At 46.9% G+C, this 20,021-nt stretch carries 17 protein-coding genes; 9 read left to right on the forward strand and 8 right to left on the reverse strand.

Features of this window, described 5'->3' with window-relative positions; all coding sequences use genetic code 11:
- Window positions 1-83 precede the first annotated feature (83 nt).
- Window positions 84-1,226, forward strand: a complete 1,143-nt coding sequence (locus tag C943_RS06655; RefSeq protein ID WP_008625673.1) for an ATP-binding protein — start codon at window positions 84-86, stop codon at window positions 1,224-1,226.
- Window positions 1,227-1,369: 143 nt separating this feature from the next.
- On the opposite strand, the gene C943_RS06660 is transcribed toward C943_RS06655, so the two are convergent.
- Complete coding sequence (locus C943_RS06660) at window positions 1,370-2,401, reverse strand: GntR family transcriptional regulator (RefSeq protein WP_008625675.1); 1,032 nt, start codon at window positions 2,399-2,401, stop codon at window positions 1,370-1,372.
- Between the two features lie 163 nt (window positions 2,402-2,564).
- Between C943_RS06660 and C943_RS06665 the strand changes: the two genes are divergently transcribed.
- The 3 genes from C943_RS06665 (at window position 2,565) to C943_RS06675 (ending at window position 7,744) form a co-directional block, all read left to right on the forward strand.
- Window positions 2,565-4,664: a bifunctional rhamnulose-1-phosphate aldolase/short-chain dehydrogenase gene (locus tag C943_RS06665; protein WP_008625682.1), complete on the forward strand. Its 2,100-nt coding sequence runs from the start codon at window positions 2,565-2,567 to the stop codon at window positions 4,662-4,664.
- Window positions 4,665-5,136: 472 nt separating this feature from the next.
- A complete protein-coding gene (locus C943_RS06670; RefSeq protein ID WP_008625684.1) occupies window positions 5,137-6,414 on the forward strand; it encodes a sugar isomerase in 1,278 nt (425 codons plus the stop codon).
- 1 nt (window position 6,415) lies between these two features.
- A complete protein-coding gene (locus C943_RS06675) occupies window positions 6,416-7,744 on the forward strand; it encodes an FGGY-family carbohydrate kinase (protein ID WP_008625685.1) in 1,329 nt (442 codons plus the stop codon).
- Window positions 7,745-8,184: 440 nt separating this feature from the next.
- On the opposite strand, the gene C943_RS06680 is transcribed toward C943_RS06675, so the two are convergent.
- The 6 genes from C943_RS06680 to C943_RS06690 all read right to left on the reverse strand — a co-directional run bounded on the left by C943_RS06680 (window position 8,185) and on the right by C943_RS06690 (window position 12,978).
- Window positions 8,185-9,249, reverse strand: coding sequence for a 6-bladed beta-propeller (locus tag C943_RS06680; protein WP_157198455.1), 1,065 nt, complete (start codon window positions 9,247-9,249; stop codon window positions 8,185-8,187).
- Between the two features lie 76 nt (window positions 9,250-9,325).
- Window positions 9,326-9,550 (reverse strand): TIGR04149 family rSAM-modified RiPP, encoded by a 225-nt coding sequence (locus C943_RS21685; RefSeq protein WP_008625691.1) that lies wholly within the window; start codon window positions 9,548-9,550, stop codon window positions 9,326-9,328.
- Window positions 9,547-9,720 carry a hypothetical protein gene (locus C943_RS21980; protein WP_008625693.1) on the reverse strand — a complete coding sequence of 58 codons (174 nt, stop codon included), beginning with the start codon at window positions 9,718-9,720 and terminating at the stop codon, window positions 9,547-9,549. The genes C943_RS21685 and C943_RS21980 overlap by 4 nt, the downstream gene beginning before the upstream one ends.
- A gap of 64 nt (window positions 9,721-9,784) precedes the next feature.
- Window positions 9,785-10,960: a hypothetical protein gene (locus C943_RS06685; RefSeq protein ID WP_008625699.1), complete on the reverse strand. Its 1,176-nt coding sequence runs from the start codon at window positions 10,958-10,960 to the stop codon at window positions 9,785-9,787.
- An 87-nt stretch (window positions 10,961-11,047) separates the two neighbouring features.
- Window positions 11,048-11,305 (reverse strand): hypothetical protein, encoded by a 258-nt coding sequence (locus C943_RS21690; protein ID WP_081610453.1) that lies wholly within the window; start codon window positions 11,303-11,305, stop codon window positions 11,048-11,050.
- 107 nt (window positions 11,306-11,412) lie between these two features.
- The gene (locus C943_RS06690) at window positions 11,413-12,978 is read right to left on the reverse strand and encodes a cysteine peptidase family C39 domain-containing protein (protein ID WP_081610454.1); all 1,566 of its coding nucleotides are present in this window, start codon (window positions 12,976-12,978) and stop codon (window positions 11,413-11,415) included.
- Between the two features lie 443 nt (window positions 12,979-13,421).
- Between C943_RS06690 and C943_RS06700 the strand changes: the two genes are divergently transcribed.
- From C943_RS06700 to C943_RS06710, 3 genes are read left to right on the forward strand one after another with little or no spacing between them, the layout of a single operon-like run.
- Window positions 13,422-14,177 carry a (Fe-S)-binding protein gene (locus tag C943_RS06700; RefSeq protein WP_040479350.1) on the forward strand — a complete coding sequence of 252 codons (756 nt, stop codon included), beginning with the start codon at window positions 13,422-13,424 and terminating at the stop codon, window positions 14,175-14,177.
- Entirely contained in the window at window positions 14,174-15,532 is a 1,359-nt protein-coding gene (locus C943_RS06705; protein WP_008625709.1) for a lactate utilization protein B, read from the forward strand. Before C943_RS06700 ends, C943_RS06705 begins: the two co-directional genes overlap by 4 nt.
- Window positions 15,529-16,089 carry a LutC/YkgG family protein gene (locus C943_RS06710; protein WP_008625710.1) on the forward strand — a complete coding sequence of 187 codons (561 nt, stop codon included), beginning with the start codon at window positions 15,529-15,531 and terminating at the stop codon, window positions 16,087-16,089. The genes C943_RS06705 and C943_RS06710 overlap by 4 nt, the downstream gene beginning before the upstream one ends.
- Before the next feature lie 559 nt (window positions 16,090-16,648).
- On the opposite strand, the gene C943_RS06720 is transcribed toward C943_RS06710, so the two are convergent.
- Window positions 16,649-18,058, reverse strand: coding sequence for a sugar porter family MFS transporter (locus tag C943_RS06720; RefSeq protein WP_008625717.1), 1,410 nt, complete (start codon window positions 18,056-18,058; stop codon window positions 16,649-16,651).
- Between the two features lie 220 nt (window positions 18,059-18,278).
- Between C943_RS06720 and pyrR the strand changes: the two genes are divergently transcribed.
- A complete protein-coding gene (gene pyrR / locus C943_RS06725) occupies window positions 18,279-18,824 on the forward strand; it encodes a bifunctional pyr operon transcriptional regulator/uracil phosphoribosyltransferase PyrR (RefSeq protein WP_040479419.1) in 546 nt (181 codons plus the stop codon).
- A 5-nt stretch (window positions 18,825-18,829) separates the two neighbouring features.
- Entirely contained in the window at window positions 18,830-19,753 is a 924-nt protein-coding gene (locus tag C943_RS06730; RefSeq protein ID WP_008625720.1) for an aspartate carbamoyltransferase catalytic subunit, read from the forward strand.
- Window positions 19,754-20,021 lie beyond the last annotated feature (268 nt).

Below are 20,021 nucleotides of genomic sequence, written 5' to 3' on the forward strand. Positions count from 1 at the left end.
TGATTCACTTTTTTAATATTATTTTTGTGAATCAATTCACTTTTTTAATACTATTTTTGTGAAATAAGTCGAAAACACACGTAATGGAAAGACAACCGATCCCGCGATTATTGGAAGCAAAAATCCAAGGTCGACTTTTTGGAAAAAAAGCTATTCTGGTTTTTGGCCCAAGACAGGTCGGAAAAACTACCCTGTGTATGGAAATCCTCAGAAAGACTGATCTACCATACACCATTTTCTATGGTGACGACGCTGACATCAGAGAGGCATTCGCGCAGGCAAATGGCACAATGCTGCGAAACCTGATTGGAGACCAAAAAATCATTCTGATCGATGAAGCCCAAAGAATTCCGAATATTGGCCTCTGTTTGAAAATAATTGTTGACCAATTGCCGGACGTCCAAGTAATCGCCACCGGCTCCTCTTCCTTTGACCTCGCCAACTTATCCAACGAGCCGCTGACAGGACGGAAGTACGAGTTTTTTCTTTATCCACTCAGCTTCAGCGAAATGGTCAAACATCATGGATTTTTGGAAGAAAAACGCCATTTGGAACACAGAATGCTCTATGGTTACTACCCCGAAATCGTCACGCATGCAAACCAGGAAAAAGAATTGCTGAATTTACTCGCTGGCAGCTATCTCTACAAAGACCTACTGATGCTGGAAGGAATCAAAAAACCCTTGATTTTGGAAAAACTGTTAAAAGCCCTTGCGATGCAACTTGGGAGTGAAGTAAACTACAATGAACTTGGTCAGATCGTTGGTGCAGATAAAAATACAGTAGAGAAATACATCGACTTACTGGAAAAAGCGTTTGTCATCTTTCGTGTACCTGCCTTCAACAGAAACGTACGCAGCGAACTGAAAAAAGGAAAAAAAATCTACTTCTACGATTGTGGCATCAGAAACGCCATTTTGAAAAATTTCAATCCATTGAGTTCTAGACTGGATGTAGGAGCCCTTTGGGAAAACTTCTTCCTTGTCGAGCGAATGAAGTTCCTTGCCGCAAACAACCAAGACGCAGAGTTCTATTTTTGGAGAACAACCGCCCAACAGGAGATAGATTTCATAGAAGAATCAGAGGGCAATATCAAAGCATTTGAATGCAAATGGAATCCAAAAACGAAGACCTTTTTTCCCTCCACATTTAGGGATGCCTATCCATATGCTGCTTTAAAGGTTGTGAATTCAGGAAACTTCGAGGAGTTCACCCTAAATCGCTGAGATGCCCATTCTCAAAAATCTCTATACCGGATCAAAATAGATTCCCGTTCATAAATACACAATAGCGTCTCGAATCTTATATCATGAGTCTTGGGTCTTGCATCTAGTTCAAAAGACATTTCCCTATTCCACTCTCACTCTGTCTACAGCGACTCCCGCACAATCACCCGAAACTCATTCTTAACCCAGCGGCCTTGGTTGTTCAGGACCATTTCGGCTGCGATTTCACCCATCTTGGCAAAATCGGTGGTCATGACCGTAATCCCTCGCTGCAAGACTTCCTTCAGCGGCGTTTCGTTGTAAGATAGGATTCCAAAATTCTTCCCTATTTCAAGGTCGGAGTTTTCCCGGGCCATTTTGATCAAGCGGACCAAGTCGTTTTCTTCAATGACAATATACGCCTCTCCAGCAGAGAGTGACAATTCGCCATGAACCTCAGAAAGGATATCAAAATCAAAACCTTGCTCTACCGCAAATTTCCGAAAACCCTCTACAATCCCACTTGGATAAGGATATGCCGAATCTAAGGGGAACACCAGCCTTAACTTACGGTACTTCTGCAAGCGAGGCAGCAGCATTGACAGCGCCCCATAGATGTCTTCCTTGAAATCCTGATAGACCGCCCCAAATGCTGACTCCACACCAGGCACGAGCTTATCCAGCAAGATCAGCTTCTTGTTGGGGATACCTTGGATCAATTTCCAGGCTGCATTTTCCCCCTCCTTTTTGAAATGCGGCATCACGATGTAGAAGTCAAAATCACCCTTCTGCTGTTCGAGCAGCTTTTTGAAAAGTGATACTTCACAGTGGTATACATGAAACGCCACCTCCGCCCGGTCTTCCAGCCCTAGCACCAGCGCATTGTAAATCTCCTTTTTATAAGCACTTAGTTTGTTAAAAAGTAGCAGAATCCTGTACTTCCGCAACTCCGAATGGTGGGAGATGTAAAAGCCCTTGCCACGCACCGACTCGATAATCCCTTGTTGGCGAAGCAGCGTGTATGCCTTTTCCACCGTATCCCTGGACAGGTAATAATCCTCGCTTAGGCTGTTGATCGAAGGAATCTTATCCCCAAATCGCAGCTCACCGGTATGGATGAGCGATTTGATGGACTTGACCACCTGGATGTATTTCGGGACTCTGGATTGTTGGTCGATCTTAAGATCCAAACTCATGGCTATTGGGCTCGTGCGGCGCAAGGTTACTGCAAAATGGTTTTAAATACAACTCTTTTCACAAGGGCCAAATCCCTGATTTCAGTATAGTACAGGACACAACGACTGGCTTTGGGAATTATTTTCGTACAAAATTTTTCCATCAAGCGAAACATTCAAAACGATGAATAAGACCTTCCAATACGTCTCCTACCTTTGGGACGAGCAAAAAGCAAAATCCCTGGGCGATGACCAAGTCGCGCTGCTGATATACCGATCCAATATCCTTGGTGCCGACCTCCGCATCACCAACTACGGAGGCGGCAATACTTCCTGCAAGACAATAGAAAAGGACCCGCTGACAGGCAAGGAAGTAGAAGTCATGTGGGTCAAAGGTTCTGGGGGTGACATCGGCACATTGACCAAATCGGGCCTCGCGGCACTCTATGTCGACAAACTTCGTGCCTTGGAGGGCATTTACCGCGGGATAGCGCACGAGGATGAAATGGTGGGATTATTCAACCACTGTATTTACGACTTGGATTCCAAGGCACCATCGATCGATACACCGCTGCATTCCTTTTTGCCATTCAAGCACATCGACCACCTGCATCCGGATGCGGCAATAGCAATCGCGGCATCTAAGGATGGAGAAAAAATCACCGCTGAGCTATTTGAGGGCCAGATTGCTTGGGTTCCTTGGCAGCGGCCTGGATTCGATTTGGGACTGCAATTGAGAAATGCCTTGGATGCAAATCCGGGCATCCGCGGCATCATGCTGGGAGGCCATGGCCTCTTTACCTGGGGAGATACGGCCTACGAATGCTACATCAACAGCCTCGAAGTGATCGAAAAAGCTTCCGCATTTCTCGCCGACAACTATGGAAAGAAAAGACCAATCTTCGGGGGAGAAAAAATAAAATCCTTGGATGGATCCCAACGCAAGGAACAGGCTGCCCAAATCGCCCCGCTCTTGCGCGGACTCGCCTCGAGTTATTCCAGAATGGTTGGGACGTTCAACGATTCCGATACCGTTTTGCAGTTCATCAATTCCCATGACCTGTCCAAACTGGCGCCAATGGGTACTTCCTGCCCGGACCACTTCCTGAGGACCAAAATCGCCCCATTGGTGTTGGACATTCCGGCAAGCCAAGACCTCAGCGACCTTGGTGCGGTGAAAAGCCATATTGAGAAGCTTTTCGCGGACTACCGGGACGGCTACAAAAAATATTACGAAACGCACAAGCGCCACAACAGCCCTGCCATGCGTGACCCGAACCCGGTTGTGATCCTGTGGCCAGGCGTCGGGATGTTTTCCTATGCCAAGGACAAACAGACTTCCCGCGTCGCCTCCGAATTCTACATCAACGCCATCAACGTGATGCGCGGTGCAGAAGCCGTTTCGGAGTACGTTTCGCTGCCTTTGCAGGAAGCATTTGATATCGAGTATTGGCTCCTTGAGGAAGCCAAGCTGCAGCGTATGCCCAAGGAAAAACCGCTTTCGAGAAAAGTGGCTTTGATCACGGGAAGCGCAGGAGGGATTGGAAAAGCAATTGCCGACAAATTGGCCGAAGAAGGTGCCTGCGTGGTGCTGACGGATATTGATGGAGAGCGCTTGGCAAATGCAAGGAAGGATTTTGGCAAAGATGCTGCCATCGCAGTGAAGCTGGACGTGCTCGACAACGACACGATTGGGCAAGCCTACAAAGCTGCCTGTCTGGCCTTTGGCGGGGTAGACATCATTGTCAACTGTGCTGGATTGGCGATCAGCAAACCTTTGTCGGAAACCACGGAGGCCGATTGGGATTTGCTCAACGATGTACTGGTCAAGGGACAGTTCAAGGTCAGCCAAGCCGGAGTCTCGATCCTCCGTACACAGGGATTGGGGGGCGATATTGTAAATATTGTTTCGAAAAATGCACTGGTTTCCGGTCCCAACAATGTGGGGTACGGTACGGCCAAAGCTGCCCAAATCCATATGTCCCGCTTGCTTGCTGCCGAACTCGGCCCCGACAAAATCCGCGTCAACGTCGTCAATCCTGATGCCGTGATCGAAGGTTCCAAGATTTGGGAAGGCAAATGGGCAGAGGGCCGGGCAAAAGCTTATGGCGTGACTGTAGAGGAACTTCCGGCCTACTATGCCAAGCGGACGCTTTTGAATGAAATCATCTCCACCAAGGATATTGCCAACGGGGTGTTTGCTTTCGTGGGCGGCCTCCTAGGAAAATCCACCGGCAATATCCTAAACGTCGATGGTGGCGTAGCTGCTGCTTTTGTAAGGTAAACTAGAATGGTTTCACGCAAAGACGCTGAGACGCAAAGAGTGACACCAACGAAATTACCAAGACACACAGGATGGGAAGTGTAGGTTGGCTTTCACCAAAAACTTTCCTTTGTCACCACGACGGAGTAGGGGTCTATTCAACATATTTGGGGTATCTGCGTAGCGTGTGATTATTGGAAATTCCACGCGAAGACGCTGAGACGCCAAAAAAATACAAGAACAAGGAGATTGGATAATTTGGTAAAGGCAATCGCTGAATTAGGAAAGATAAACTGGCTCGTAGGCTTCCCTTAGGAGCCCAAAGTAGAGGAAGAATGGCGACATTTACAGACACTTGGCGTTCTTGGCGTCTTCGCCGTCTTTGCGAGAGGTCCTCTAACTAAAAGCGCACGGATATACCACTGCCAACTCCCACTGCTAACTGTTCTTGGCGTCTTCGCCGTCTTTGCGCGCATTTATTACGAAAGAAATCATGATCATCAATGCCGAACATATCCAATCCAGCAATAAACCCCAGGAAATCGCCCATGCCCGGGCATTCAATTTCCTTGCGGAAGACTTGGACAAAAAGGGACTGAATGTCGATTTACTTATCCGACAGCTGCAAGAACTGCAAATTGCCATTCCTTCCTGGGCATTGGGAACAGGGGGAACTAGGTTTGGAAGGTTTTCCGGCGGCGGTGAACCTGCGACCTTGATCCAAAAGATCCAGGACGTAGGCCTACTCCATGCCCTCAACCGCTCCAGCAACGCCATTTCCTTGCACATACCTTGGGATATTCCCGAGGACTACGATCAAATCGGCCAAGCTGCCGCAGCCGTTGAAATCGGCTTCGACGCAGTCAATTCCAATACCTTTCAGGACCAAGCCCAGCAAAAGCACTCGTACAAATTCGGCTCGTTGGCAAACTCGGACGAAGGTGCACGGGAATTGGCAATCGCCCACAATATCGAAGTCATCGAGATTGGGAAAAAACTGGGTTCCAAAGCCCTCACCGTGTGGCTTGCGGACGGGAGTTCCTTCCCCGGCCAACAGAGTTTCAGGAAATCCCTGCAGCATACCTTTGAATCCCTCCAAAAAATCTATCAGCGGCTTCCCTCGGACTGGCAAATGCTGATCGAATACAAACCTTACGAGCCGTACTTCTACAGCACGGTCATTCCTGATTGGGGGACTTCGTTCCTTTTGGCCAATAAGTTGGGGGAAAAAGCACGTACACTCGTGGACCTCGGTCATCACCTGCCCAATACCAATATCGAGCAGATCGTCGCGACGCTGATGACGGAGGGCAAGCTCGGCGGATTTCATTTCAATGATTCCAAATACGGAGACGACGACCTGACCGTCGGCAGTATCAAACCCTACCAATTGTTCTTGATTTTCAACGAATTGGTGGCAGGATTTTCGGAAACAAAAAATCCAAAACCTGCCTGGATGATCGATGCCAGCCACAACCTGAAGGATCCATTGGAAGACTTGCTCCAATCGGTGGAAGCCATCAAATTGGCGTATGCGCAAGCCTTGATTGTGGACAGAAAGGCCTTGGCTTACGCCCAGGAAACCCAAGACCTGGCCATGGCACAGGGCCTGCTTCAGGACGCATTCAGAACTGACTTGCGTCCACTCCTGCAGGAATCTTTACGGCAAAGCGGTGGAGCAATTTCGCCTATAGGAACCTACCGTGAACTGAAGGTGCGGGAAACCTTGATCCGCGAACGGGGAAAAGACAGCAAATCCAGCGGCTTGTAATATGGAAGCAATAGCCGTCACTGCAATTTTTGACATCGGAAAGACCAACAAGAAATTCTTCTTGTTTGACCAAAATCTCCATCCAGTTTTCCAAACCAATCAAACCTTGGCCACCATCCCCGATGAAGACGGCGAGCCCTGCGAATCCTTGGAGGCCTTGACCGAATGGATGAAGGCAACGCTGGATGAGGCAATGGCCATGTCGCAGTTTCGCATCACGCGGCTCAACTTTACCAGCTACGGGGCTTCATTTGTCCATATCGGTGCCGACGGACGCCCCATCGCACCCTTGTACAATTATTTGAAAAAGTATCCCGAGGATGTTTTGGGGGAGTTTTATGCGCAGTACGGCCCGGTGGAAAAATTCAGCCAACAGACGTCGTCTCCCGCTTTGGGCATGCTGAATTCCGGCCTTCAGCTCTATTGGCTCAAATATGCCAAGCCGGCCATCTTCCAAAAAATCCACCAAAGCCTACACCTTCCCCAATACCTTTCCTTCCTTTTTACAGGAAAGGCCGTCAGCGAGTATACCAGCATCGGATGCCATACGGGACTTTGGGATTTTGGGAAAGCCGATTACCATGCGTGGGTGTACAGGGAAGGTATCGCCCCTCTCCTGCCCCCAATCGTGCCTACACATACTTCGTTTGAAGGAAAAATCGGGGATCAGTCGCTCGAAATCGGTGTGGGCATCCATGATTCTTCCGCAGCACTTTTGCCTTACCTTCAGAGCAACGCAGAGCCATTTGCCCTGCTCTCCACCGGGACTTGGTCTATCAGCATCAATCCCTTCAATGCCCAGCCGCTAACCACGGAAGAGCTGCGGCAGGATTGCCTGCATTTTCTCAGCCGGGACGGCAGACCGATCAAAATCAGCCGCCTTTTTGTCGGGGAGGAGCACCGGGTACAGGCCGAACTTCTGCAAACCCATTTCGATGTTTCACAGGAGGCCTATAAGCAACTGGCATTTGATCCGGCACTTTTCGAAAAGCTGAAGTCAAACCGAAGCAAACGCTTCAAATTTGAATTTCTGAATCCAGCCGTATTCGGTGCGGAGGCAGCTTTGGAAACAGACAAGAACAATTTTCAAAACTTCGCCGAAGCCTACCATTGCCTTATCCACGAGCTGACAGAGGTCCAAATCCTATCGCTGAGCCTTGTGCTGAATGAAACCACAATCAACAAACTCTATATCGACGGTGGCTTTAGCACCAATCCGATATTCGTGGAGATGCTCCGCAGCAAACTTCCCGGGATCGCCATTGAGACAAAAGACTACGCGCTCGGTACCGCCATGGGGGCGGCGATGGCTAGAACGAAATATTTTTGAAATCACAGCTCCACCAATTTTCGCATCCAACGTCGCAGGATGGCGGAAATCCAATTTGATGTTGGAAAAAGCTAATATACAAGGAAGACTGGCCAAAAAAAGAAGGGAGACTTGAATAAGATTTCCCCGGTTCTCAATTTGTTTCATCTGACTCCTTTCCAATACCTCATCGGAACTGAGTCTGAGCATTTCCAAGCTGATCTTTTTCATTTTTTTTGGATTTTGATTTGATCGAATTTCCCGGTCATTTGGACCACCCGGAAAATGTGGCCATTGGTTGCGAAGAATATCTTTTTGTTGCCCATTAACGATCCGCAGACAGCTCGGTCCGCAGTCCTTGGCATCGGGTTGCGTGTAGAAAGGGAAAGGCTTCAAGATTAAAGGAGTTTTCTGGGTTCCATAGATTATTCAGCGTCGTTTTCGCCATTTCGGTATTTTTCCTATTTCAACTTCACGATTCCGATCAGCGGATTCTGTTCCTCTATTGATTTATCTTCAAATTCCACCTTTTTGATATAATAAAACAGGTCTTGATTTAGGTCAAGTGGCCTCAAGAATACCGCGTCGCCGGCCTGATCTATCAATCCTTCAGAGAGGTTGTAGCCTTTTTGCGCTTTTTTATCATACAAAAACATGAATCTCTTCCAGTCTTGATCATATTCAAGTAGATAGTAAGACTTACTGTTGACGATGTTATAGAGCAGCAGCGTTTGATAGTCATTTTCGTCGAGAGACTGAGGCCTTTCAAATTGAAACCTCACCGCAGGTTTGATGGTATTACCCTCGATACGATACAAGGTATCGCGTAGTAGGTTTTCAGGTGTTAGGACTGGCATGAACATGAAATTTTCCCCATCTAAATCAGATATCCAATGCCTAAATGGATACCCTCCTACACGTTCTTGATCCATATTTATAGCCCTAAAAGGTACAGTATCAGGATTCTCATAATCCTTATCCAGTCTATATATATTGGTCTGATTGGCAATCCCACCATCACCCAGTTTTACGGCAATTTCCTCGGAAACTATCCAAAGCTTTCCTTCAATCACCTTTAGAAAATTGAGGCGATAGTCCAACTTCCTTTCGTCGATAAGTTGAAATGCCGAATCATAGACCATCAACTTGTACCCCGCCGAAACGTAGATTTTTCCTGTTGCTTCGTCGATATCCATCGAGGAAACACTCCTAAACTCACCTGGCCCATCTCCGTGATTTCCTAGATTTTGGACATAGTTTCCATTAAGGTCAAAAATAGAAATCTTCCTACCGTCGGAAACAAATACCCTATCTCGGTAAGATTTAACATCGAATATGAAACGAAGAAATGCATCTTCTTTGGTTTCCAATTGGATTTCCTGCTCAACACTTCCGATTATAGACAATGGAATAGCATCATTGGCTTCCCTTGGTACGGAGATAACAGATAGGTCACCCAGTGGTTTTTGCTTGCAGCCCTGAAGGAAAACAATTAATAAAAACCAAATTCCAAATGTTTTTGTCATATTTTTGTGTCGGAAACCTGAACAACAAAGAGATGAATGGAGCTTCAAATGAAGCTCCATTTTAAAAAGAATAAGCTTAGGGGGTCGCTGCTGTACAATGCCCCCCGGTACCATAAACTTCCCTACAAATCTGGGTTGGGCCTTCCCCAGATCCAGAAAGGTCTTCATCCCAAACAGTTATTGGGGGATTGTTTCCGCATGTGCATCTCCATGCCCGTCCGCCGGTAATTTGTTTCATCTGACTCCTTTCCAATACCTCATCGGGAGTAAGTCTGAGCATTTCCAAGCTGATCTTTTTCATTGTTTTTTGAATTTTGTATTTGAAAGAATTTTCCGGTCATTTGGACCACCCGGAAAATGTGGCCATTCGTCGCGAAGAATATCATTTTGTTGCCTATTGACAATCGGCAGACAGGTCGGTCCGTAGTCCTTGGCATTGGGTTGTGTGTAGTAGGGGAAGGTGGTTTTCATGGTTTTGGGAGACACTAGCACGAAAAGGGATGGATGCTGTCACGCGGAGTATCGAATGTGGTTCCTAATTCTTTTCGACCTTTAGCCCCACCCGAAACAAGCGGAAATAATCCTGCTCCTGGTCTTCTTTGCGTTTTTCCATCATCCAAAGCTGACCATCCCTCAGCAGCATACTACTTGGATCTAGGCCATCAGGTACAAAGTCATTCAGCACATTGCCCAATGAGTCGACCACCGCAATTCTCGAAAGGTATTTCCTCCGCATACTTGCCTGAAAGTATTCGGTTTCTTCCTGTGTTTTGTTTTCGAAGTTTGTTGCAATATCCTTTTCGTCGTAGCCGGGAAAATATCCTATCAACAACATGTTCCCCATTTTTTTGATGTTTTCAATCTTCCCGGATATAAAGCACATTCCCAATACCCTGATGTCGCTCGGATCCTCCGAGCCTTTGTATCCACTGTAGTTGGGTAAATCCAGCGGAATGCGATCCACCAAGGCAAAAGGATAGGAAGTCTCGTAGACGTAGATCACAGGCTCTACTCCAAACGCGGCATAGATTCTTCCTTGATCAACAGTGAATACAGGGAACCAACAGGGGAAGAAAAAATGGTTTCCGTTCAGGAATCTACTTTCCTCAGGAAATCCAATGATGGGCTCACGGGTACCTTGCTGTGGGTCAAGCAAGGTGAATAGCCTGAAGGCGTGATACTCCTTCAAGTCTTGCGGAGGCGGTCCCTGATGAATAAACAGATATTGCTGCCCCAGATTTTCCATACCATATCCCATTCCTCGTCTGCTTTGGCTGGGGACATGAAAGTCATTGTATTTGACCAGTGATTCAAGCGTTCCTTCCATGTCGAAGGTGAGGAATCCGCGGTATCCATACACCAAAAATCGATTGGGATCGGTCAGTTTCAGGGTTCCCATAAGGCCTCCGTAGGAATCGGGTTTGTCCCCAAACTTTGAAAATGATTGGAGGATATTTCCGTCGAAGTCCGCAATGTGGATATCTTCCGAGAACTCCCGGTGATCCATAAAGATAATCCTCCGATTGACCGGATCGAGGTCGTGGACCGTAGGGTTTCCCAAATAGTCGATGCGGATGCTATCGAGTTTCTCGAGTACGGTTGTCTCTTTGGAACTAGCACCACCTACAATCAAGTCTTTTTGCTCCCCCGATCGGCAGGCGGTGACGACGAGCAAAAAGAAGGCAAATACCTGCGACGGATTGGTATACATGGTTATTTCGTAGGTTAATGGATTTCTTCGCTTGTTTAATTTGAATGATGGGACCAAAAAGGGGGCCTTCCCCCCTTTTAACGAGCTTCAACAGTAGCCTGCTGAGCCACCCCTACTTTGACAGCTTTCACAACACCAATTTCCACCTGGATACAATCTGTTTAACATTTGTGCCGAACCACTTGAAATATTACATACAGGGTAGCCGTCACGATCTCTCCACCCGCAGGTGCCAGGGCCGATTAGGATTCCACCCCCATACCCTCCCGTAATCTTCTTCATCTGACTTCTTTCCAATACCTCATCGGAACTGAGTCTGAGCATTTCCAAACTGATCTTTTTCATTGTTTTTTTGGATTTTGATTTGATGGAATGTCCCGGTCATTTGGACCACCCGGGAAATGTGGCCATTCGTCGCGAAGAATATTTTTAACCTGCTGGATCGTGTTTTTCTATACCAGCAGGTATTTAAGGTCATCTACAGTATAGGCTTTGGGTAGTTCGTACCCGTTGACAAAGAGGGTAGGAGTATAGCTGATGTTCTCCAGTTCACACCAAGACCGCATGGATTGGATTTTTTGTTCCTGCTGCTTCAGTTCCCCATTCAGGGGGTACCTTGCAGCAAAGGCTGCATAGTCCTTTTGTTCCTGTCCATACCAGGTATCCAGTGCCTGCCTGGTCTGCGTCATATCTCCCTGTGCTGCCAGCGCCATCAGGTGTCTGACCGTATCCAGCCTTGTTTCCTCATTCCCACCGGAAAGGAATATGATCTGTAGGTCGATTTTCCCGGTGTCAAAAAGCTGTTCCAAGATAGGATGCGTCTTGGCACATGGCCCGCAATATGGGTTGCAGACTTTAAGGATGTGGTATTGTGCTTGTTTTCCCTGAAGGAAGATACCCAGTCCTTCGGGACTGTTCTTTATGGTGCGGGAACCGGAAAGCAGACTGTCGAATATTTCCTGATTCGACAAGATGCGGGCGAGTTTACTTTTGGCTTTAGGCAGTTCCTGTGCGGTCAACAGGTAGGGCTTCAGACCCAGCCAGGCCAAGATGCTGCCCAGGAAAATCAACCCGAATAGACTGATTTCCGATAGTGCGGGAAGATCGGTCAGCGGAAAAAATATACGAAATACAATGAGTTCCAGCGTGAGTACAAGCAGCACAAGAAGGCAAAGCTTGCACCAGCTTTTGAGTCTGATGCCTTGGAAATAGAGCGATGTCGGCACAATCAAAAGTGTGCAAAAGGCAAGGTAATGCAGCAAGTGCATACCAGAAGAAGTCGACAAAAAGGTTAGGATCAATCCAGCCAGAAAATAGGCGAATGACAGATTGGCCAGACTGAGGACTCCCCCCAGTGAAAAGGCATTGGTTACTGTATCACAATCAAGGTTCTTGCCACCACCACAAAACTCTTTGATCGCAGTATTCCCTTTGTTCACTTCCGCCCAAAGCAAAACTGCCGAAACAGTCAATCCCATCAGCTTCAAAATTGCAATAAGCAATGCTCCAAGGCGCAAGGGCGAAGACCAATCGTACCTGAAAGCAGCATCCAACACCAAAGCGGTTGCAAGCAGGACTAGCAAAATGCCAAGAATTAGGAAGATGTTTTTTTCGGTCTTTCGCGCTTTGTATCCTGGCTCGGCAGACTCGGGACTACTTTCAAGCAGCAAGGTGATTCCTGTCCACTTGGCAAAAAAATCTTTCTTGGGCGTATGCTGTATCCTTCCGTTCAGGTCAGAATGCGTCATCCTATCGTCCGCGACAGCTTCCAAGGCACCGAAGTAGGGTACCCCGTTTTCAGTCAATTGGACGATGCAGGGCAGGGGAATTTGGGACAATCTGTCTTCACCGATACGCACCGCCACGGTCTCGACCCTGTATTTGGCCAGCGTATCAGCAATCGCCAATAGGCTCTCAGGTTCGGGATGACTGCCGATCTCATTCTTAAGGAAGCCCTTTGAATGGGGTATCCCTAGTAGCTTTAGTATCCGCTTAGTGCTTGAAAATGAGTCAGTCATACCAAAATTCAATGAGTCAACCGAAAAAAGAATCGAACTATGAAGAAAACATCCTCTGTGAATCTATGAACTTAAGCGATTCCGTCCAAATCTGGCACCTGCATCCATTTATGATAAAACTAAAAATATAACTTTTCTAAGACCGAAAAACCAAACAATCTTCTAAGTCCTTCTCATACACCCCCCCTTTAAACTATTATGTAAGTAGAATATAGCTTTCGCAGAATTAAAAACTTTTTTCTCGCTATCGGGAAAATTTTTGCAGTACAATTGAAGATATAGGTGATTGTTGCTTTCCAAAAATACTCCCATCCCAAACCCATGCGACAGGATGCTGGAAAACTGACAATTATTGATCTTGGTTAGAAATGAATTTGAGTTAATTGCGCCCCAGTTCATCCAAAAAAAGCAGAAATATCCCCAAATTGACGTATTTTCATCCCATGCCAAATCCTCCCCATATAGCCCTGTTTATCCCCTGCTATGTCGATCAGTTTTATCCCCAGGTGGGGATCGCAAGCCTGGAACTACTGGAAAAGCTGGGCTGTCAGGTCAGCTATCCCATGGCGCAGACTTGTTGCGGACAGCCCATGGCCAATGCGGGTTATGAACGGGATACGGTGGAAACTGGTAGGCATTTTCTCCGAACTTTCGCTGGATATGACTATATCGTGGCACCTTCAGGAAGTTGCGTGCTGCATGTGAAAGAGCACATGCCGCGCATCCCCGGCATGGAGTCGGAGCAAGAACAAATGCACGGGAGAGTTTTTGAATTGACTGAATTCCTGACGGACATCTTGAAAATCCAGCAGCCTGAGGGGGAATATCCCCATCGGGTAGGCTTCCACGCCTCCTGCCATGGATTGCGCGGGCTTCGACTGGGCACGAGTTCGGAGCGCCATGATGCTCCCTTCAACAAGGCCAAATATCTGCTCCAAAACATCAGGGGACTCGAATGGGTTGAATTGGGCAGAAAGGACGAATGCTGCGGATTTGGTGGGACCTTTGCCGTCACGGAAGAGGCACTCTCCATCCAAATGGGTCAAGACCGGTTGGCGGACCATATTAATCAGGGCGTAGAGATCATTACCGGAGGCGATATGTCCTGCCTGATGCACCTGGAAGGAATTGCCCGCCGCAGCCAACAGCCAGTCCAGTTCAAACACATTGCCCAAATCCTCAACGAAGCCATCCGATGAGCCATCCCATCAAAGCCCAGGAATTTTTGAGCGATCCTGCCAAAGCCAAATGGCATGATGAGACCTTGTGGTTTGTGCGGGACAAGCGGGATGCCATCACCAAGACCATCCCCGAGTGGGAGCAATTGCGGGACTTGGCTTCCCAAATCAAGGACAATGTCTTGGCCAATCTGGATAGCTACCTGGTAGAATTTGAGCAAAAAGCCAAGGCAAACAATATCCACGTTCATTGGGCTGTCGATTCCGAAGAACACAACCAAATCGTCCTCGGCATTCTTCGGCAGCATGACTGCAAGGCCATTGTCAAAAGCAAATCCATCCTCACAGAGGAATGCCACTTGAATCCCTTTTTGGAAAAAAACGGGGTCGAGGTAGTCGATACTGATTTGGGCGAGCGCATCGTGCAGTTCCTCAATCAGCCACCCAGCCATATCGTCTTGCCCGCGATCCATTTGAAAAAACGGGACATTTCTGAAATTTTCCACGAAAAACTCCAAACTGAAAAAGGAAACGAAGATCCAACCTACCTGACCCAGGCAGCGAGGGTTCACCTGCGCGAGAAATTTCTCTCTGCAAAAGTCGCCATTACCGGCGTCAACTTTGGCATTGCTGAGACGGGTGAGTTTGTCGTGTGTACCAATGAAGGAAATGCCGATATGGGTGTGCACCTGGCAGATGTGCACATTGCCTGTATGGGTATCGAAAAGATCATCCCGCGCCGTAAGAATTTGGGAGTTTTCCTCCGTATCCTTGCCCGCTCGGCTACGGGTCAGCCCGTGACCAATTACAATTCACATTTCCGCTCTCCCGCACCCGGTAAGGAGATACACATTATCCTTGTGGACAACGGCCGTACGGACCAGCTTGCCCGCGAAAAATTCAAAAACTCATTGAAATGCATCCGCTGCGGGGCCTGCATGAATACCTGTCCGATCTATCGACGCAGTGGGGGCTTTAGTTATGGTAGCGTAGTGCCGGGGCCGATTGGCTCGATCCTTTCACCCGGGCTCGATCTGAAAAAATACAGCTCCCTACCCTTCGCATCGACGCTGTGTGGCTCCTGTTCGGATGTGTGTCCCGTGAAAATCAACATCCACGAGCAACTCTACGAATGGAGGCAGGAAATCACCAAAGCGCAAGGTTCAAATGCAAAGAGCATTTCCATGAAAATTGCCAATGGCATTTTTTCCACGCCTTTTGCCTACAAAATCAGCGGTGAAATGCTGCGCGGCGCATTGAAAATCCTGCCGGAAGCCATCACCTATTCCGGCTTGAATACATGGGGAAAGCAGCGGGATTTGCCCGAAGTGCCGAAAGAGAGTTTTAAGGATTGGTACAAGAAAAACAGAAAATGAGCAGTCGGGAGCAGATATTAGGGAAAATAAAGCGCGTTGCAAAGGCGGATAGCCCGCTTCCGGATATTCCAGATTTCGAATTTTCCGGGGAAATCAAAGAGCGTTTCGTGAAGTCCATTCAAGGTAACAAAGGAGAGGTCATCGATGTGGCGGGTTTGGAAGTCTTTTTGAAATCCAATGGCTTTTCCAAAATCATCAGCTTGGCCAAGGGACTTGAGCAGCTCTCTACGAGGACTTTGCCGGAAAATCCCCACGAATTGGCGGACTTGGAGGTAGCGATCATCCAAGGTCAATTTGGCGTTGCCGAAAACGGATCCATTTGGCTGACAGATGCAGATTTGGGCTTGCGTGCATTGCCGTTTATCACCGAGCATCTTGTGATCGTGCTGTCTGAGGCCTCCTTGGTTTCAAATATGCACGAGGCCTACAAGAGGATTGGAGAGCAGCATTCAGGATTCGGACTTTTCATCGCCGGCCCATCCAAGACGGCCGATATCGAGCAGTCGCTAGTGATCGGCGCGCATGGGGCGAAGAGTTTGCGGGTGGTGTTGGATTAGACAAAACAGTCAATATGCAATAATCAAGAGAATCTGTTTAACCAATCGTTCAATCCAATGTCTGAATCCGTAAGACTTGGACTTTTTCCACATGATCGATAATTGAATGTTTAACCAAACCCCAAAAATCCCGATTTTCCCTCAACTTGGTTTCGATTAACGATCAATGTCATGAGAGAAGTCACCGTTAAGATACCCGAGGAAAGATTCGAGCTTTTCATTTAGCTCTTCGAGCAATTGGGAATTGAAACGAATCTCGAATTCGAGATTCCAGAGGAATACAAAGCAATCGTGATAGAACGTGTCAAGGAAGCAGACCTTCATCCCGAGGACCTTCTTGATTGGGATGAAGTTAAAGATGACTTTGATTTCAAATGAATGAATTCAAGGTAAAGATCAATTCCGCCGCCAAAATCGATATTCAGGACGGCATCAAATGGTATAATTCCAAATTGCCGGGATTGGGAATAAGCTTTCATCAGGAAGTCAAAAAAACCATCGATTCGATTCGGTTGACAAAAACGGCGGGAATAGCGAGACAGCTAAAACGACAACGATTCTACTTTTTCCTCGCAAAATCAAGCTCTATCTGCTCCAAACTCTTCCCCTTGGTTTCCGGCAGGACAAATAAAATCACAAAGAATCCAAATGCGCAAATAGCTCCATAAAGCCAGAAATTATTGGCCCAACCGAGGTTTTCCTTGATTACAGGAAAAAAATATGTCAGGGTAAAATTTCCCACCCAATGTGCCAAGGCAGCGATGGACATGGCCGCGCCCCGGATCTTGATCGGAAAAATCTCCGACAAAACCACCCACAGCAAGGGTGCCAAGGTGAATGAATACACGCCTACATTGACGAGAACGAGAACAACTAAGCTCGCACCGTCCTGCTCGGCAAAAAAAGAATAGCCGATCAACAGGTATAGAATAGCCATGGACGATGTGCCGATCAACAGAAGAACCTTTCTCCCAAATCTATCAACCGTATAAATCGTGATAAAAACTGAAAGCACCATCACCCCCCCAATAACCACTATATTGAGCATCATCTGCTTCAGATTGAAACCCGCGGCTTGGAAAATATCGGCAGCGTAGTAGATAATGACATTCACGCCGCTCCATTGCTGCAGAAATGACAGAAAAATACCAATCGCGACAACCTTCAATATCGGCGCCTTTAACCATACTCCAATCCCCGAATTGTTTGGATCTTCTAGGGTCAGATTTTGCTGAATTTCCGCCAGGGCAGATTCGGTATATTGCGGACCTCCGATTTTTCCCAAGATTTTTTTTGCTTCATCCATTCTATCGGCCTTGACTAACCAACGTGGACTTTCCGGTACCCAAAACATGGATAGGAAGAACACAAACGCCGGAATAGCCTCAACCCCGAACATCCATCTCCAACCAAAGGTACCTGACCAACTTGCTGCGATCATTTGAAAGCCAGCATCCTCCGGCAATTCAATGTCGAGCAAAGAAATCCTCCAATTGATGAGCTGGGCTAACAGAACACCAATCATGATCAAAAGTTGATTGATCGTCACCAAAGTTCCCCGCTTGTGCGCAGGGGAAATTTCGGCTATGTAAAGTGGTGAAAGGTTCAGTGCGATGCCCATTGCGATGCCACCGACGATCCTGTAAAAATTAAACCACCAAAATGTTGGAGCCAAAGCAGTTCCAATGGCGGAAATCGAAAACAGAAGCCCAGCAATGATCAAAAGTTTTTTCCTTCCAAACTGATCACTTAAGAAGATACAAGCAATAGCGCCTACCATGCATCCGACCAAGGCGGAACTTGTGCCCCACCCTTGTTCGCTCGGTGATGTCAGATTAAAAAACGGCTCATAAAAAGGCTTCGCCCCACCAACAACCACCCAATCGTATCCAAAGAGAAATCCACCCAAAGCGGCCGTCAGGCTAATCATCCAAATGTATTTTTTGTCAAATTGAATCATTTGTTCCATATAATGGGAAAATTGAAAAGAACGGAATCATAAACGACTGCCTGTTTCGGAAGAAACAAGCGATGTAGCAATCCAATGAACAGGCTGTGTTACCATTTTCAATATACCAAAAAACAATTTCCAAATCATTTCGAAATCTGTGTTGTATCCATCAATTTCTGGAATCGCTCAACAACTCAACTTTCCCTTTTCTTCCTATATTTGCAGCCAAAGCTTCGCCATGCAGAAACGACTCGTTTTGGACCAAAATCAGATCAGCATCATCCTGAAGAGATTCTGCCATCAGCTGATTGAAAACCACGATAATTTTGAAAATACCGTCCTGTTGGGTTTGCAGCCCAGAGGTCCGATTGTTTTGGGAAAATTGGTTAAGCTTTTGGAGGACATCTCCGGTGTCAAGGTACCGTTCGGATATCTAGACGCGACATTTCATCGGGATGATTTTCGCAGGAGGGATTTCCCTCTCAAAGCAAACGAGACGAAAATCGATTTTTTGATTGAAGGAAAAAAGGTTGTCCTAATCGATGATGTGCTCTATAAAGGAAGGTCAGTGAGGGCGGCATTGGATGCCATGATTGCCTTTGGACGGCCCCAAAAAGTGGAATTGATGATCCTTGTTGACCGAAAATACACCCGTGACTATCCGATTATGCCAGATTACTGTGGCGTGAAGGTCAATACCCTCGAAAGCCAGTATGTGTCGGTGGAGTGGGCCGAGAAAGGATTTGAACAAGATGCCATTTGGATAACAGAAAAATCAGCCTAAACGATATGTCACAACTCAGCACGCGTCATTTATTGGGAATCAAGGACATCAATGCCGACGATATCCAGTTGATTTTCGAGACTGCTGACAATTTCAAAGAAGTGCTCAATCGGCCGATTAAAAAAGTTCCGTCGCTGCGTGACATTACTATCGCCAATATTTTCTTCGAAAACTCTACAAGAACACGGCTTTCTTTTGAGTTGGCGGAAAAGCGTTTGTCGGCAGATGTACTTAATTTCTCTTCGAGCAATAGTTCGGTAAAAAAGGGAGAGACCCTCATCGACACGGTGAACAACATCTTGTCGATGAAGGTGGACATGGTCGTGATGCGGCACAGCAGTCCCGGCGCACCTCATTTTTTGTCGAAAAACATCAAAGCCAATATAGTCAATGCAGGGGATGGAACACATGAACACCCCACACAGGCACTTTTGGATGCCTTTTCAATTCGTGAAAAATTGGGAGATGTCGCTGGAAAAAAAGTTGCCATCATTGGAGACATTCTACATTCTCGGGTAGCACTATCAAATATCTTTTGTCTCCAAAAACTTGGGGCAGAAGTGATGGTCTGTGGGCCTACCACCCTATTGCCAAGATATATCGGGCAGTTGGGCGTGAAGATCGAGCATGACGTAGAAAAGGCCCTGCAATGGTGTGATGTGGCCAACGTGCTTCGAATCCAACTGGAAAGGCAACAAATCAAATATTTTCCATCACTGAGGGAGTATTCACTATATTTTGGTATCAACCGAGAGAAATTGAATAAACTTGACAAAGAAATTGTCATCATGCATCCCGGCCCGATTAACAGAGGAGTCGAATTGAATTCTGACGTTGCAGACAGTGAGCATTCCATTATTCTGCAACAAGTTGAGAATGGGGTAGCTATAAGAATGGCGGTTCTCTATCTCTTGGCTGGGGTGAAATAATAATTGAAACTTTTCGAATTTCAATAGGAACATTCTTTTTGACAAACAAAAAAGTCTAACCCGGATGGATAAGGGGAATTTTTTTCTTTAGATAATTATTAAAAACAGGCTTCATGTCCAAGCCCTCCAGAGACAAAGCTTTTTCGCATTTGCTGTTTTTTGCAGGGATTTCATTTCTTGGCCTGATACCAAAATGCTAAAAAATAAAAAAGCCAGCAGAGATTGCTGGCTTTGGATGGTGTGGCGGCGGCCTACTCTCCCGGGTGCG

Origin of the sequence: Mariniradius saccharolyticus AK6 (assembly GCF_000330725.2) — a bacterium.
Lineage (GTDB): Bacteria > Bacteroidota > Bacteroidia > Cytophagales > Cyclobacteriaceae > Mariniradius > Mariniradius saccharolyticus.